The organism is Phaeobacter sp. JH20_08 (assembly GCF_048056635.1).
GTDB lineage: Bacteria > Pseudomonadota > Alphaproteobacteria > Rhodobacterales > Rhodobacteraceae > Phaeobacter > Phaeobacter bryozoorum.
On the sequence record NZ_JAYMVV010000012.1, the window covers coordinates 127255 to 142480 of the forward strand.

The 15226-nt window shown below is 55.6% G+C and carries 14 protein-coding genes; 5 read left to right on the plus strand and 9 right to left on the minus strand.

The features are described 5' to 3' along the window. Positions 1 to 111 precede the first annotated feature (111 nt). Positions 112 to 2727, plus strand: a complete 2616-nt coding sequence (mutS, locus tag VWY75_RS13885; RefSeq protein ID WP_416538501.1) for a DNA mismatch repair protein MutS — start codon at positions 112 to 114, stop codon at positions 2725 to 2727. A 103-nt stretch (positions 2728 to 2830) separates the two neighbouring features. Here mutS and VWY75_RS13890 read toward each other — a convergent pair whose 3' ends face one another. Both VWY75_RS13890 and hrcA read right to left on the minus strand, forming a co-directional pair. Beyond that, complete coding sequence (locus VWY75_RS13890; protein WP_340547127.1) at positions 2831 to 3394, minus strand: nucleotide exchange factor GrpE; 564 nt, start codon at positions 3392 to 3394, stop codon at positions 2831 to 2833. A gap of 9 nt (positions 3395 to 3403) precedes the next feature. Beyond that, a complete protein-coding gene (gene hrcA, locus VWY75_RS13895) occupies positions 3404 to 4480 on the minus strand; it encodes a heat-inducible transcriptional repressor HrcA (RefSeq protein ID WP_340547126.1) in 1077 nt (358 codons plus the stop codon). A 152-nt stretch (positions 4481 to 4632) separates the two neighbouring features. Here hrcA and rph point away from each other — a divergent pair, with 152 nt between their 5' ends. Genes rph through VWY75_RS13915 form a run of 4 tightly spaced genes read left to right on the plus strand, consistent with a single transcriptional unit; the run spans position 4633 to position 7462 of the window. Then, on the plus strand, positions 4633 to 5346 hold the full coding sequence (gene rph / locus VWY75_RS13900) for a ribonuclease PH (protein ID WP_102855693.1): 714 nt from the start codon (positions 4633 to 4635) through the stop codon (positions 5344 to 5346). Beyond that, on the plus strand, positions 5343 to 5957 hold the full coding sequence (rdgB, locus tag VWY75_RS13905; RefSeq protein WP_102855694.1) for an RdgB/HAM1 family non-canonical purine NTP pyrophosphatase: 615 nt from the start codon (positions 5343 to 5345) through the stop codon (positions 5955 to 5957). Before rph ends, rdgB begins: the two co-directional genes overlap by 4 nt. Continuing rightward, the gene (hemW, locus tag VWY75_RS13910; RefSeq protein ID WP_416538456.1) at positions 5950 to 7104 is read left to right on the plus strand and encodes a radical SAM family heme chaperone HemW; all 1155 of its coding nucleotides are present in this window, start codon (positions 5950 to 5952) and stop codon (positions 7102 to 7104) included. Before rdgB ends, hemW begins: the two co-directional genes overlap by 8 nt. A gap of 4 nt (positions 7105 to 7108) precedes the next feature. Then, positions 7109 to 7462: a YbaN family protein gene (locus VWY75_RS13915; protein WP_340547123.1), complete on the plus strand. Its 354-nt coding sequence runs from the start codon at positions 7109 to 7111 to the stop codon at positions 7460 to 7462. On the opposite strand, the gene VWY75_RS13920 is transcribed toward VWY75_RS13915, so the two are convergent. The 7 genes from VWY75_RS13920 to VWY75_RS13950 form a co-directional block, all read right to left on the minus strand. After that, entirely contained in the window at positions 7452 to 8345 is an 894-nt protein-coding gene (locus VWY75_RS13920) for a ParB/RepB/Spo0J family partition protein (RefSeq protein WP_340547122.1), read from the minus strand. The genes VWY75_RS13915 and VWY75_RS13920 overlap by 11 nt on opposite strands. 20 nt (positions 8346 to 8365) lie before the next feature. After that, positions 8366 to 9175 (minus strand): ParA family protein, encoded by an 810-nt coding sequence (locus VWY75_RS13925; protein WP_340547121.1) that lies wholly within the window; start codon positions 9173 to 9175, stop codon positions 8366 to 8368. After that, positions 9168 to 9782, minus strand: coding sequence for a 16S rRNA (guanine(527)-N(7))-methyltransferase RsmG (gene rsmG, locus VWY75_RS13930; protein WP_416534342.1), 615 nt, complete (start codon positions 9780 to 9782; stop codon positions 9168 to 9170). The genes VWY75_RS13925 and rsmG overlap by 8 nt, the downstream gene beginning before the upstream one ends. 1 nt (position 9783) lies before the next feature. Continuing rightward, positions 9784 to 11658: a tRNA uridine-5-carboxymethylaminomethyl(34) synthesis enzyme MnmG gene (mnmG, locus tag VWY75_RS13935; protein WP_416538457.1), complete on the minus strand. Its 1875-nt coding sequence runs from the start codon at positions 11656 to 11658 to the stop codon at positions 9784 to 9786. 12 nt (positions 11659 to 11670) lie between these two features. Beyond that, positions 11671 to 12963 (minus strand): tRNA uridine-5-carboxymethylaminomethyl(34) synthesis GTPase MnmE, encoded by a 1293-nt coding sequence (mnmE, locus tag VWY75_RS13940; protein WP_416538458.1) that lies wholly within the window; start codon positions 12961 to 12963, stop codon positions 11671 to 11673. 30 nt (positions 12964 to 12993) lie between these two features. Continuing rightward, positions 12994 to 14265 carry a transcription termination factor Rho gene (gene rho / locus VWY75_RS13945; protein ID WP_416538459.1) on the minus strand — a complete coding sequence of 424 codons (1272 nt, stop codon included), beginning with the start codon at positions 14263 to 14265 and terminating at the stop codon, positions 12994 to 12996. Positions 14266 to 14396: 131 nt separating this feature from the next. After that, entirely contained in the window at positions 14397 to 14852 is a 456-nt protein-coding gene (locus VWY75_RS13950; RefSeq protein ID WP_416538460.1) for a CopD family protein, read from the minus strand. Positions 14853 to 15226 lie beyond the last annotated feature (374 nt).

Here is a 15226-nt window from a genome sequence, read left to right on the forward strand (position 1 = left end):
TCATCTCAACGAAGTTGCGTTTTCACCTTTCGTCGCAGTCGCCTGATTTGTAAGGTCGCGCCAACCAAATCCCCCATTTTACGGAGCCGAACTTTGTCCACAGTCACGCCGATGATGGCCCAATACCTCGACATCAAGGCGCAGTACCCGGATGCCCTCCTGTTCTACCGCATGGGTGATTTCTACGAGATGTTCTTCGACGATGCCGTAAACGCTGCCGAAGCGCTCGACATTGCGCTGACCAAACGCGGTAAACACGACGGCGACGATATCCCGATGTGCGGCGTGCCCGTCCATGCGGCGGAGGGATACCTTTTGACGCTGATCCGCAAAGGCTTTCGCGTGGCGGTCGGTGAACAGCTCGAAAGCCCCGCAGAGGCCAAGAAACGCGGGTCCAAATCCGTAGTAAAACGCGATGTGGTGCGACTGGTCACACCCGGCACCATCACCGAGGATTCCCTGCTGGAGGCGCGTCGTCATAACTTTCTGACCGCCTATTGCGAATTGCGCGACCAGGCGGCGCTTGCCTGGGCCGATATCTCGACGGGTGCATTTCACGTGATGCCCGTCGCGGCCGTGCGACTATCGCCCGAACTGGCGCGTCTGGCCCCTTCCGAACTGATTGTGGCTGATGGCCCAGCGCTGGATCATCTGCGTCCCATAGCTGACGACCACCAGATCCCCGTGACCCCATTGGCCAAGTCCAGCTTCGACAGCAGCGCCGCTGAGAAACGTATCTGCGATCTGTTCAAGGTCTCGACGCTCGAGGCATACGGCACCTTCAGCCGCGCCGAGATTTCGGCGATGGGCGCGGTGATCGACTATCTTGATATCACCCAGAAGGGCAAATTGCCCCTTCTCCAGCCACCGGTACAGGAAGCCGAAGACCGCGTCGTGCAGATTGACGCCGCAACCCGCCGCAGCCTGGAACTCACCCGCTCGATGACCGGGGGGCGAAGCGGCTCGTTGCTTTCAGTGGTTGATCGCACGGTGACGCCCGCCGGTGGGCGTCTGCTCGAACAACGGCTGTCCAGCCCCTCCCGCAATCTCGATGTAATCAGAGCGCGGTTGGCGTCTCTGGACTTCATCGTCGAGCAAACGCAGCTGGCCCAATCTCTGCGGGCCACCCTGCGCAAAACACCTGATCTTGATCGGGCACTCTCCCGCCTTGCGCTTGAGCGTGGCGGCCCTCGAGACCTCGCCGCCGTACGCAATACGCTGATCCAGGCGGAGGCGATTTCCAATCTATGCGCGACGATGGAGATGCCTGAGCTGTTGCAGCAGGCACTCGCTGGCCTGACCGGGTTTGATGATCTCCTCCCCCTCCTTGACGCAGCGCTGATCGCAGAACCGCCACTTTTGGCGCGCGACGGCGGTTTCATTGCCGAAGGCTACGACAGCGATCTGGACGAAGCCCGCACCCTGCGCGACGAAGGGCGGTCCGTCATTGCGGCCCTGCAAAAGAAATACTCGGACCACACCGGTATCACCTCGTTGAAGATCAAGCACAATAATGTGCTGGGCTACTTCATTGAAACCACGGCAACCCATGCCGAGAAAATGCTCTCTGCCCCATTGTCAGAGACATATATTCATCGCCAGACCACCGCCAATCAGGTGCGTTTCACCACTGTCGAACTCAGTGAGATCGAAACACGCATCCTGAACGCGGGCAACCTCGCCTTGGAAATAGAGAAACGGCTCTATACAAGGCTTTCCGGCGCTATTCTCGACCATGCCGCGAGATTGAATGCTGCCGCACGCGGGTTGGCGGAATTGGATCTTGTTACAGCGCTTGCCGATCTGGCCCTAGGTGAGAACTGGCAACGACCATCGGTTGATAACTCCCGAGCCTTTGACATCACCGGTGGACGGCACCCAGTTGTGGAACAGGCCCTGCGCCAGCAGGGTGGGACTTCATTTGTGGCAAATGACTGTGCACTCACGGCCAACGGTGGTGCCGCGATCTGGTTGCTGACCGGCCCGAATATGGCCGGCAAATCAACCTTTCTGCGCCAGAATGCCTTGATCGCCATACTCGCGCAAATCGGCAGCTATGTACCCGCCGACAGCGCTCATATCGGGCTGATCAGCCAATTGTTCAGCCGTGTCGGTGCCTCTGACGATCTCGCACGGGGCCGGTCAACCTTTATGGTGGAAATGGTCGAAACCGCAGCAATCCTCAATCAGGCGGATGACCGGGCGCTGGTGATTCTCGATGAAATCGGACGCGGCACCGCAACCTATGACGGCCTCTCGATTGCCTGGGCAACACTGGAACACCTGCATGAGGTCAACCGAGCCCGGGCGCTGTTTGCCACCCATTATCACGAGCTGACCCAGCTCGCCGGCAAATTGCCTGGCGTCGAGAATGCCACGGTTTCGGTCAAGGAATGGGAAGGCGATGTGATCTTCCTTCACGAAGTGAAGAAAGGCGCAGCAGATCGCTCCTACGGGGTACAGGTGGCCCAGCTCGCAGGGCTCCCGGCAAGCGTTGTCACCCGGGCCCGCGATGTGCTCGACATGCTGGAGGAAGGCAGCCGCAGTGGCGCCGGCAAAATTCAGATCGACGATTTGCCGCTGTTTGCAGCCGCCCCGCCTCCGCAACCGAAAGCTCCGGCAGGTCCGTCACAATTGGAACAGCTCCTGGGTGACATCCACCCTGACGATCTCTCACCAAGAGAGGCGCTGGAGGCACTCTACCGGCTGAAGGAGGCCGCGAGCTGACATAGAAAAGCGGCCAGCTTGGATCACCAAGGGCCGCTTGTCATCTTTCCAAAAATACTAGCGCCGCAGGCACGGGCCATAGGCCCGCCTACGACCGCCGGTATCAACCTGCCGGTGTCGAAGACACGCCAACCTGCGCGGGGCGCAGAAGACGGTCGTGCAACATGAACCCTTCGGCAGATACCTGAATGATATCGCCGGCTTTGGTTCCCGGAACCGGAGCTTCGAACATGGCTTCATGCACCTGCGGGTCAAATCTATCGCCCACTTCCGGCGCGATCACCTGCATACCATGTTTTTCAAACACGCCGAGCAGCGCCCGCATGGTGAGTTCGACGCCTTCGATCAGCGCTGCAGAAACTTCACGCTGCTCATCGGTCGCCGCTTCAATCGCGCGTTTCATGTTATCGTATACCGGCAGCATGTCACGTGCCAGTTTGGACCCACCGTATTGCTCAGCTTCGCGACGCGCCTTGTCGCCGCGCTTGCGGGCGTTTTCCGCATCCGCCAGCGCGCGCATGAAACGGTCTTTCAGTTCATCCCGTTCGGCACGCAGGCTGTCCAATTCCAGTGCAGCATCATCATATTCTTCAGTCTGCGCAGAGAGCTCTTCCGCTTCGGCTTCTGTGATGTCGTCCAAAAAATCGTCGTTCTTGGGCTCTGCCATATTTCACCTCTAAGTCCGGTCGGAAAGAAGCTTCCCGACCAGTTGCGCCGTATAGTCCACAATCGGCACGATCCGGCCGTAATTCAGGCGGGTCGGGCCAATGACACCCACCGCACCAATGATCTTTCGATCCGCGTTCATATAGGGAGACACCACCAAAGAGGAACCCGAAAGTGAAAAAAGTTTGTTCTCCGAACCGATAAAAATGCGCACACCTTCGCCATCCTCGGTCAGCTGGAGAAACTCCTCGATATCGCGCTTCCGTTCGAGGTCATCAAACAGGTTCCGGATCCGGTCCAGCTCCTCAGCCGCCCCCCCTTCCGACAGCAGATTCGCCCGGCCGCGAACAATCAGTCGCGCCGTATCGCTGCCCTCATCTTCCCAGGCCGCCAGACCGCTTTCGATCATTTCACGGGCCAGAACGTCGATCTGCTGCTGACGGGCCTTGATCTCTTCCTGTATCGCACCGCGCACATCGCCCAATGTGCGCCCTTCGATCAAAGCGTTCAGAAAATTTGCCGCCTCCCGCATCGAACTTGGCGTTTGCCCCGGCGGTGGCGTGAACAGACGATTTTCCACGTGGCCGTCTGAGAACACCAGCACGACCAGAGCGCGATCATGGGCCAGGGTGACGAATTCGATGTGCCGGATCTCTGCCTCGTGCTTGGGCGTCAGCACCAGAGATGCTCCCCGTGTCACGCCTGACAGCGCGGAGCCTACACGATCCAACATACCTGCAAGACCTGCGGACCCGGTCCCGGAATTCGTGCCCATGGTTTCATCAATTTTTTGACGATCCTGATTATTGAGATCACCAACCTCCAACAGACCATCAACAAACATCCGCAAACCGACCTGTGTTGGCACCCGCCCGGCACTGGTGTGCGGACTGTTCAGCAACCCCAGATGCTCCAGATCCTGCATCACGTTACGCACCGTGGCGGCGCTTACCTTCTCGTTCAGGGAGCGCGTCAGGGTACGGCTGCCAACCGGATCTCCCGTCTCAAGATAGGATTCCACAACAGCGCGGAACACGTCCCGCGACCGGTCGTTCATATCCTTCAGAATGTCACTACTGCTGTTCATCGCACTCTATGTGTGGTCGCTGCCGTTTCTGCGCAAGGCTTTGCCCGCCCCTACCCTTGTCATTAAAGAGCGCAGCATCAAAAGGTCAATCATGCTTGCATCGTCAACCCTGCGGGCGCTATCCCGATTGGTAAGCAAACAAAGGATGACCCATGCGACCCTCTGGACGAGACTTGAACCAAATGCGCGCCGTTTCCATCGAAACAGGCTTCACCAAACACGCCGAAGGGTCCTGCCTGATCAAAATGGGCGACACCCATGTGCTGTGTACCGCAACCATCGAGGACCGCGTTCCGCCCTTTATCAAAGGCACCGGGTTGGGCTGGGTCACCGCAGAATATGGGATGCTGCCCCGTGCCACGAACACCCGTATGCGCCGTGAAGCCGCAATGGGCAAACAGGGTGGCCGCACTGTCGAAATCCAGCGCCTCATCGGTCGTGCCCTGCGCGCAGGTGTTGACCGAGTCGCGCTTGGCGAACGGCAGATCAGCATCGACTGCGATGTCCTCCAGGCAGACGGCGGCACGCGCTGTGCGTCGATCACCGGTGGTTGGGTGGCATTGCGGCTTGCAGTGAACAAACTGATGAAGACAGGTGAGGTCAAGATAGACCCGCTTGTTGATCCCGTCGCGGCCGTTTCCTGCGGTATCTATGCAGGCCAACCTGTCCTGGATCTCGACTACCCGGAGGATTCCGAAGCCGGTGTTGATGGTAATTTCATCATGACTGGATCGGGCCAGTTGATCGAAGTCCAGATGTCCGCCGAAGGATCCATGTTCAGCCGTGAGCAATTGAACACCCTGATGGATTTGGCGACCAAAGGCACCGCTGAACTGGCCGAGATGCAAAAGGCAGCCTGCGCATGACACGCAAGTTTGCCGGCGACCGCCTGCTTGTCGCCACACACAACAAAGGCAAGCTGGAGGAGATGAAGCATCTCCTCCAGCCGTTTGGCGTCACGGTAATTGGAGCCGGCGAAATGGACCTGCCCGAGCCGGCCGAGACAGAAGATACCTTTGTCGGAAATGCGCGGATCAAGGCCCATGCCGCCGCAAAGGCGACCGGCCTACCCGCCCTGTCCGATGACTCGGGTATCACAATTGATGCGCTCGACGGCGCCCCCGGAGTGTATACTGCCGACTGGGCAGAAACCGGTGACGGACGCGATTTCATGATGGCAATGACGCGTGCCCATAACGAACTGGAAGCGAAACAAGCCCCCCACCCGCGGCTCGCCCAATTCCGCTGCACTTTGGTTCTGGCCTGGCCAGATGGTCATGATGAGGTCTTTGAAGGTGTGATGCCTGGACAACTCGTCTGGCCCATTAGGGGCAAGGACGGCTTTGGCTACGATCCAATGTTCCAACCTGATGGTCATGATCAGACCTGCGCCGAAATGGATCGCTGGGCCAAGAACAAGATCAGCCACCGCGGCCAGGCCGTTGCCAAATTCGTCGAGGCTTGTTTCGGTGGATGATTGGCGCAACGGGGGTTTTGGGCTTTATATCCACTGGCCGTTCTGCCAGGCCAAATGCCCCTACTGCGATTTCAACAGCCATGTCACGGCGCAGATTGATCAAACCAGATGGGCCGCCGCCTATCGCGCAGAGATGCTGCGCGCTGCTCCAGAGCTTTCTGGTCGTGTATTGAACACTATCTTCTTCGGAGGCGGTACGCCGTCGCTGATGCATCCGGATACTGTCGCCTCCATCATCGAAACGGCGCGTGAAATATGGCCGTTTTCCAATGACATAGAGATATCGCTTGAAGCAAATCCGACCTCGGTCGAAGCCGGTCGCTTTGCTGGCTACCGAGATGCCGGGGTCAATCGGATTTCTATGGGTATTCAGTCACTTAACGACGATGACCTACGCCGCTTGGGGCGTTTGCACAACGTCGCCGAGGCGCAGAAGGCGTTTGATGTGGCTCGAAACTGCTTTGACCGAGTCAGTTTCGATCTGATCTATGCCCGACAGGGCCAAACACTCACCGACTGGCGACAGGAGCTTGATCAGGCCCTGTCGATGGCCATTGATCACCTGTCTCTCTACCAGCTGACAATTGAGGAAGGCACTGCCTTTGGGGATCGCTATGCCAAGGGCAAGCTGCGGGATCTTCCCAGTGATGACAACGCAGCAGACATGTATCTAGCGACACAAGAAATCTGCGACAATCATGGCTTGCCCGCTTATGAAATCTCCAATCATGCGCGCCCCGGTGCCGAGTCCCGACACAATCTGATCTATTGGCGGTATGGTGATTACCTTGGTATCGGTCCGGGCGCCCATGGACGCCTCACCATTGGAGGTCGGCGATATGCTACTGAAACCTATCTTCAACCCGGTGCCTGGCTCAATGCAGCCGAACGCACAACTGGTGAGACCAGCCGCACGCAATTGACATCAGAAGAGTCTAGCGCCGAATACATGATGATGGGCATGCGGCTTGTCGAGGGGCTAGATAGTGATCGTTTTCAGGAAATCTCCGGCCGATCACTTCCTGCTGACCGTATCTCCGACTTGGCAGATATCGGTATGATCGAGATTTCGGGCAACCGTCTGCGGGCAACCGATTCCGGTCGTGCAGTCTTGAATGCGGTCCTCCGCGAACTGTTGGTGGAGTGATCGAATGAGGGTTCTATACGCCACGCTCGGAATGCTCTGTGTTGGCCTGGCGCTACTGGGTGTTGCCCTCCCACTTCTGCCGACAGTCCCCTTCCTTCTTCTTGCAAGCTTCTTCTTTGCCAACTCCTCCGAACGCCTGCATGACTGGATCATCAGTCACCGCTTATTCGGCCCCATGATTCAGGACTGGCACGAAAGAGGAGCGATTCGCCCGGCCGCAAAAAAAGCGGCAACCCTATCGGTTGCCGCCGTTTTCAGCCTATCCATTCTACTATCTGCCCCTTCACATGTCCTGATCATCCAGGCCATTGTCCTAAGCGCAGTGATGGTCTTTATTTGGACGCGCCCTAACGGCTGAGACGTCCGCAAAGATCATCCAACTCATCCAGAGACGCGTAGCTGATAGATACAACCCCGCTCTCGCCACCAGCACGATGGTCAATCGACACCTTCATACGCAAGGCAGCTGATAGATCAGCTTCCAACGCACGGGTATCGGCATCCTTCTCTGCAGACTTCTTCGCCGAGCGAGAGGTCGCAGCCTGAAGACCCGCTGCATCCTTCTTCACCAGAGCCTCAGTTGCGCGAACCGACAGACCACCCTTGACGATTTTCTTGGCGAGCTCTGACGCGTTGTCTGAGGTGATCAGAGCACGAGCATGACCGGCCGAAAGGCGGCGCTCCTGAACCAAGGTCTGAACATCATCCGGCAAATGCAACAGCCGGACGAGATTTGCAATGTGACTACGGCTCTTCCCCAATGCCTCAGCCATTTTCTCCTGGGTATGGCCAAATTTATCCATAAGCTGTTTATAGCTCTGCGCCTCTTCCATCGCATTCAGGTCGGACCGCTGAATGTTTTCGATAATGGCGACTTCCATCATCTCGACATCCGAGTAATCCCGAATAATAACTGGGACCTCGTGCAGCTGAGCGCCTTGCGCGGCGCGCCAACGACGTTCGCCGGCAACAATCTCGTATTGACCGCCTGGGCGCGGGCGCACGATCAGCGGCTGCAATACGCCCTTTTCCCTGATTGACGCCGTCAGATCGTCCAAATCCTCCTGTAGGAACTGGCGACGCGGCTGATCCGGGTTCGCGATTACTTTTTCGATCGGCACCATGACTTCGGTGCTTCTGACTGCCTGTTTTTCTGTACTAACAGGTTCCGGGTTCACATCCGCCATTAGAGCTGACAAGCCTCTTCCCAATCCTCTGGGTTTGTTTTTCTTTTCTGACATTACTGCGCCTCCAGCTGTGGTCAGGCTGCGAGTTTCTGATGTCTCGCAATCAGTTCTTCTGCAAGGGCGCGATACGCATTCGCCCCAAGCGAGTTTGTGTCGTAGTTCAGCACCGGCAGCGCATAAGACGGCGCCTCACTGACACGTACGTTACGAGGGATCTTCGTTTCGAATACCAACTCCCCCAAATGACCGCGAGCGTCCTGCTCAACCTGCTGAGACAGATTATTCCGGCGATCAAACATGGTAAGGACAATTCCCTCAATACGAAGATTGGGATTGGCGGTTTGACGCACCTCACGGATGGTCAACATCAGCTGAGATACCCCTTCCAGCGCAAAGAATTCACTCTGCAAAGGGACGAGAACCGAATCCGAAGCTACCATAGCATTAACCGTCAATAGGTTCAGCGATGGTGGGCAGTCGATCAGGATATAATCCCAGTCGTATTCATCCATTGCCGGCTGACGAAGTGCATCGTGCAGCAGGAAGCTGCGCTTCTCATTGGTGAAAAGCTCGATATCAGCCGAACTCAGATCGACGGTAGCAGGAATAATGCAAAGATCTTCGATCTCAGTCTCTCGAATGACATCGCTCAATGCGACATCATCAACGAGAAGATCATATGTCGTATGGGTTCGGTCGGCTGCTTCGATACCTAAACCTGTAGACGCGTTTCCTTGCGGATCAAGATCGACCACCAAAACCCTGTAGCCGGTTTCTACCAAGGCCGCCGCCAAATTGATTGCTGTCGTGGTTTTTCCAACTCCGCCCTTTTGGTTGGCGACTGCAATAATACGAGGCCCAGCCGGCCGGGACAAATCAGACACGCGTCACTCCCCTGATTTCTAGTATAACCGCCTCGGGTTCAGTCCAACTACTAGTAGATTTCAGGTCGAATTGCCATTGGCTCCTCGCGTTATCCACTTCTTTTTTCCATTGCACTCCTTTGGAAAGCAAGGCAATTCCACCGGGATGAAGATGATGTTCGGCAAAACCAAGAAGAGTCGTCAGATCAGCCAGAGCGCGGGCAGACATGACATCGGCGCCGATTGATGGAACCTTTTCAATTCTCTCAGAAACCACTTTTGCCGTCGCGCCGCATTCCCTAATAGCCGTGCGCAGAAAGGCGCATTTCCTTTGATCGCTTTCAATCAGCGTGATCGAACAATCAGGCGCCCTCTCTGCTGCAATGATCGCCACAACCACCCCAGGAAAGCCGCCGCCGCTGCCGATATCGACCCAAGTCTTCGGAAATTCAGTCAGCTCACAAATCTGGATAGAGTCGACGATATGCCGGTCCCAAACACTGTCCAGAGTGGATTTTGCTACGAGATTAATCTTGGGAGACCACTTCTTTACCAAACTTTCATAATGCTTAAGGCGATCATATGTTTCACGTGAAACATATGACTTTCCAATTTGCATTTCAGTCATCTCAGGCGGTCCTACCCTGGGTCACAGTACTGCCACGCCGGAGCCTGGCAAGGATCAAAGCAAGCGCAGCTGGTGTCATGCCATCCACACGACCAGCCTGCGCGAGGGTTTCAGGCCTTGATCGCTCCAACTTTCCGCGCAACTCGTTCGAAAGCCCTTCGAAATCATAGGTAAAATCAGCGGGAATAAGATATCCTTCGTCGCGCTTCATCGCCTCGATCTCGCGCTTCTGACGGAGGATATAATTCGCATATAGAGCGTCCCGCTCGATCTGTCGGCGAATAGGCTCCTCGCACTGCTCCAACTCGGGAAGCAAGCGCAGGATATCTTCAAAAACGACATTCGGGAACGCCAGCACATCCGTGGCAGTTCGCCGGTTCCCGTCCTGGTTCACAGTTACGCCGGCCTCGTTGATTTCCTTTGGCGTGAATTGACGGCTATCCATCACGTCCCGCGCAGCCTTAAGCTTCTCCATTTTTTTGGAGAAGGCAGCGTGGCGGCGTTCTCCCACGCAACCCAACTCGATGCCAATACCTGTCAGCCGTTGATCAGCATTATCGGCGCGGAGTGAAAGACGAAACTCAGCCCGCGATGTGAACATGCGATAGGGCTCAGTTACGCCATTGGTTGTCAGATCATCGATCATCACGCCTATATAGCTTTCAGAGCGACTGAATGTGACCGGATCGTTTCCTTTGGCATAGCGCGCCGCGTTCAGACCAGCCACTAACCCTTGAGCTGCAGCTTCCTCATAACCCGTCGTGCCATTGATCTGGCCGGCTAGATACAAGCCTTGATGCGATTTCAGCGCTAGATCCAACCCAAGCGCGCGAGGATCGACATAGTCATACTCAATTGCATATCCTGGCTGGAGTATTTCGGTTTTTTCCAATCCGACTATCGAGCGCACGTAGCGCTCTTGGACATCCACCGGCAGGCTCGTTGAGATGCCGTTTGGATAAACGGTATGATCATCCGCACCTTCCGGCTCAAGAAAGATTTGATGGCTTGTCTTATCGGCAAAGCGCACAATTTTATCTTCGATGGATGGGCAATATCTGGGCCCTACCCCTTCAATATGCCCACCATACATCGCAGATCTGGCAAGATTATCCCGGATGATATCATGTGTGTTTTCATTGGTGTGTGTGATCCCACACACCACTTGAGGCGCTGAAATTGACTTACTCAGGAAGCTGAACAGAGTGGGATCTTCATCTCCAGGCTGGCCTTCAAGTCTATCCCAAGCGATTGTCCGACCATCCAGTCGCGGCGGAGTGCCGGTTTTCAATCTTCCCAGGCGAAGATCAAAACTGTCCAGCCGCTCTGCAAGCCGCACTGAGGGCTTATCACCCATTCGGCCGCCGGGCCTGGAGACGTCCCCGATATGAATGACGCCTCTTAAAAACGTGCCTGAAGTCAGGATCACGGCCTGGCTGAATATTTCACTATCATCGGCGAGACGCACACCCTGAATGCGGTCACCGGTCATAAGAAAGTCGACAACTTCACCGATGACGATATCCAGATTGGACTGATCCTGAGTTTCGGCGAGCATTTGCAGGCGGTAGATTTTACGATCGGATTGCGCTCTCGGTCCCTGAACCGCAGGGCCTTTACGTCTGTTCAGCAGTCGAAACTGGATACCTGCCTTATCCGCAATGCGCCCCATGACGCCATCAAGGGCGTCTATCTCGCGGACAAGATGCCCCTTCCCCAATCCGCCGATGGCGGGATTACAGGACATCACACCGATACCGTCCTCGGTCAGGGTCACGAGTGCGGTCCTCACACCCATGCGGGCTGCTGCATGTGCAGCCTCCGTGCCGGCATGACCACCGCCAACAACAATCACATCATAATCTGGATGTTTCACGTGAAACACTCCTCATTTCCCCAAGCAGAAACTTGAGAATATTTCGTCCAGTAGGTTCTCAACGCCGACCCGTCCCACAAGCATCTCCAAAGCACGGATAGCAGACCGGATATCCTCCGCTGCGACATCATAGTATTCAGGTCCACCAGCTAAGATCATCTGCGCCGAGTTTAGACGATCAGATGCGGTTCGCATCGCTTCCTTGTGACGCGCACGCGTTGCAATGCCAGCTTTTCCGGCCCTGTTCTGTAGGATTTCGGTGATAGCCACTATCAAAGCCTCGACGCCCTGCCCGGTTTTTCCAGATATCGCCAGCACATCCTTATGTTCTTCGGCCAGGTCGGCTTTTGGAACCACCACAATATCGTCAGGCTCGATGTCGATATCAATAGCAGCAGGATCGTCGGTCAGAAATACGCGAAGGTCTGCTTCTTGAGCGCGCTTCTTTGCAAGTTTGATACCGATCCCTTCAACATGGTCGTCAGTCTCCCGTAAGCCGGCAGTGTCGAGTAGCGTCACAGGGAGACCCGCCAGATCCATCCGGACCTCGATCACATCACGCGTCGTACCCGCATACTCAGAAGTAATGGCCGCCTCACGGCCGGCGAGCGCATTGAGCAAAGTCGATTTTCCGACATTCGGCGCGCCGACAATGGCAACTTCGAATCCATTCCGAATACGTTCAGCAATTTGAACACCTGAAATCTGCGGCTGCAAATCAGCAGCTACGCCGGCGAGCAGCCCCGCAACCTCGGCGGTTACATCGACAGGGACATCTTCATCAGCGAAATCAATGGTCACTTCAATAAGTGAGGCTGCGCGAATGAGATCCTTGCGCCACCGCTCGGCCAGGTCTGCCAAGCCGCCGGCGAGAACGGCTTGCGCCTGGACACGCTGAGCATCCGTCTCAGCCTCGATAAGATCCGCCAGCGCTTCAACTTGAGAAAGGTCGAGCTTACCGTTTTCGAGCGCACGCCGAGTGAATTCGCCCGGATCCGCAAGGCGCACATCATCGAATCTACCCAGAAGCTCAAGCATCGCGGTTACAACAGCTGTACTTCCATGAACCTGGAATTCAACCGTATCCTCACCGGTAAAGCTGTTGGGGCCGGCAAATGTCAGGATCAATGCCTCATCAATCCGAGCGCCAGCCTGATCGGAAATCACCCGCAGACTACGCCCAGGACACGGCAAAGCACCGCCACTGATAACAGAAGCGGTGTTGATCGCCTGAGGACCTGACAATCGAATAACCGAAACGCCGGCCTTCCCCTGAGCGGAGGCCAGCGCAAAGATCGTGTCCATCGGAACCTTCCTTTCGTGCCGGCCCGGGTATTAGGTGTTCATTGAATCGAAGAATTCAGAATTTGTCTTTGTTTGCTTCAACTTAGACAACAGAAACTCGATTGCGTCAGTGGTCCCCATCGGGTTGAGGATACGGCGAAGGACAAATGTCTTGGCCAGGTCACCCTTATCAACGAGGAGGTCTTCTTTCCGAGTACCCGACTTGAGAATATCAATTGCCGGGAAGACGCGTTTGTCCGCAATCTTACGATCAAGGACGATTTCTGAGTTACCGGTACCTTTGAATTCTTCAAAGATCACCTCGTCCATACGGCTGCCGGTGTCAATCAATGCGGTGGCGATGATGGTAAGCGAACCGCCTTCTTCGATATTCCGCGCCGCACCAAAGAATCGTTTCGGGCGCTGCAGGGCGTTTGCATCGACACCACCGGTCAGAACCTTACCAGACGATGGCACCACAGTGTTAAAGGCCCTACCAAGTCTTGTGATGGAGTCGAGAAGAATCACAACATCTCGTTTATGCTCAACAAGACGCTTCGCTTTTTCAATCACCATCTCGGATACGGCAACATGCCGGGTCGCTGGTTCGTCGAAGGTTGAGGAGACAACCTCACCTTTCACCGACCGCTGCATATCCGTGACTTCTTCCGGACGTTCGTCGATCAGCAGAACGATCAGGTAACACTCAGGATGATTCTTCGCGATGGAATGCGCGATGTTCTGCAGGATCACCGTTTTACCGGTCCGCGGCGGTGCCACGATAAGAGAACGCTGACCTTTACCGATCGGCGAAACCAGATCGATCACACGGGCAGACCGGTCCTTGATGGTTGGGTCTTCGATCTCCATCTTCAGCCGTTCATCGGGATAAAGCGGCGTCAGGTTGTCGAACGCAATCTTATGACGGGCCTTTTCAGGCTCCTCGAAGTTGATCTTGGTGACATTGGTCAGCGCAAAATAGCGCTCGTTTTCCAGCGGCGACTTAATCTGACCCTCAACGGTATCGCCCGTCCGCAACGCATACTGACGGATCATGTCAGGCGAGACATAAATGTCATCAGGACCCGGCAGGTAATTCGCTTCAGGAGAGCGCAGGAAACCGAATCCGTCTTGCAGTACCTCAAGCACGCCATCGCCGGCGATTTCCCAGCCTTCATCTGCGCGTTCACGCAGGATCTGGAACATCATCTCGCCCTTGCGCATCGTGGAGGCGTTTTCGATCTCAAGCTCTTCAGCCATGGACAGAAGATCCTTGGGGCTTTTTGCCTTGAGATCGGAAAGGTTCAGGGATTGAACGGTCATATATATACGGCCTTTATTCTCCCCCTGTTAACTGGGGAGCGGTGTCATAGGTATAAGGAAGACACGAGTGCCCGGACGGGCCCGTTAGGGCGCATACATAAGGGCTGTTCCCGTTTGAGTCAAACCCCCGCTCAGAACTTGAAAATGACTGATATGACGATGACCACCATCAGCAGCGTCGGGACCTCATTCATCATCCTATAGCTGCGACCGGTTCGGGTGTTCTGCCCGTTTGCGAAGTCCCGGTGACGGAACAACAGCCAGTGATGGAACCAGGTCATCCCCAGAACGCTCAGGCCCTTGCTCCAGGGCCAGATAGCGCTCCAGTCCACCAACCCCGGCGTAAACACCATTACGAGGCCTGCTGCCCAGCTGACGTACATGGCGGGCCGCATGATGATACGAAGCAGCTTCTCCTCCATCATGACAAAAATCGGAAGGCTCTCTGGCACCTTCTCCGCCTGTTCCACGTGATAGACAAAAAGACGCGGTAGATAGAAGAGACCAGCCATCCAGCTGATCACGGCCATGATGTGCAGCGATTTGGCGTAGGGGTAAATTTCAAACAGTAGATCGCTCAGATCCATGGTCGGCCTCTCGGTTCCCTCTCTCCCCTTAAAATATAAGTATTTTAAAAGGATGATGTTTTAGTAGTGCACCTGAAATACGGTGGATAACTGACTCATCCACTGGCTTATCCCTGCTCTGGATAACTTACCAGCTTTACCCCCAGCGACATGATGACTCTTGCCGGCAGGCCATAAAAACAACAGGAATACTGTGCCGGTAAGCTAAGTTTGAAGTGGGGATAAGCTTGGGGTGAAACCGGAGCAACTGAGATATCCACGATTTGGAAGTTATCCCTATCCTCTCAGGGCGAATCTGCCGGCAAGCAAATGGGGATTTTGAGGTTCTCCACGGCTTGCGAAATGGCCGAAATTTCATACAAACCGTCCAAGGC

Bases quoted from the DNA above. Each gene is read 5' to 3' on its own strand.
- mutS (WP_416538501.1), top strand. From the start codon at position 112: ATGATGGCCCAATACCTCGACATCAAGGCGCAGTACCCGGATGCCCTC.
- VWY75_RS13890 (WP_340547127.1), bottom strand. From the start codon at position 3,394: ATGGCAGAGCCCAAGAACGACGATTTTTTGGACGACATCACAGAAGCC.
- hrcA (WP_340547126.1), bottom strand. From the start codon at position 4,480: ATGAACAGCAGTAGTGACATTCTGAAGGATATGAACGACCGGTCGCGG.
- rph (WP_102855693.1), top strand. From the start codon at position 4,633: ATGCGACCCTCTGGACGAGACTTGAACCAAATGCGCGCCGTTTCCATC.
- rdgB (WP_102855694.1), top strand. From the start codon at position 5,343: ATGACACGCAAGTTTGCCGGCGACCGCCTGCTTGTCGCCACACACAAC.
- VWY75_RS13915 (WP_340547123.1), top strand. From the start codon at position 7,109: ATGAGGGTTCTATACGCCACGCTCGGAATGCTCTGTGTTGGCCTGGCG.
- VWY75_RS13920 (WP_340547122.1), bottom strand. From the start codon at position 8,345: ATGTCAGAAAAGAAAAACAAACCCAGAGGATTGGGAAGAGGCTTGTCA.
- rsmG (WP_416534342.1), bottom strand. From the start codon at position 9,782: ATGACTGAAATGCAAATTGGAAAGTCATATGTTTCACGTGAAACATAT.
- mnmE (WP_416538458.1), bottom strand. From the start codon at position 12,963: ATGGACACGATCTTTGCGCTGGCCTCCGCTCAGGGGAAGGCCGGCGTT.
- rho (WP_416538459.1), bottom strand. From the start codon at position 14,265: ATGACCGTTCAATCCCTGAACCTTTCCGATCTCAAGGCAAAAAGCCCC.
- VWY75_RS13950 (WP_416538460.1), bottom strand. From the start codon at position 14,852: ATGGATCTGAGCGATCTACTGTTTGAAATTTACCCCTACGCCAAATCG.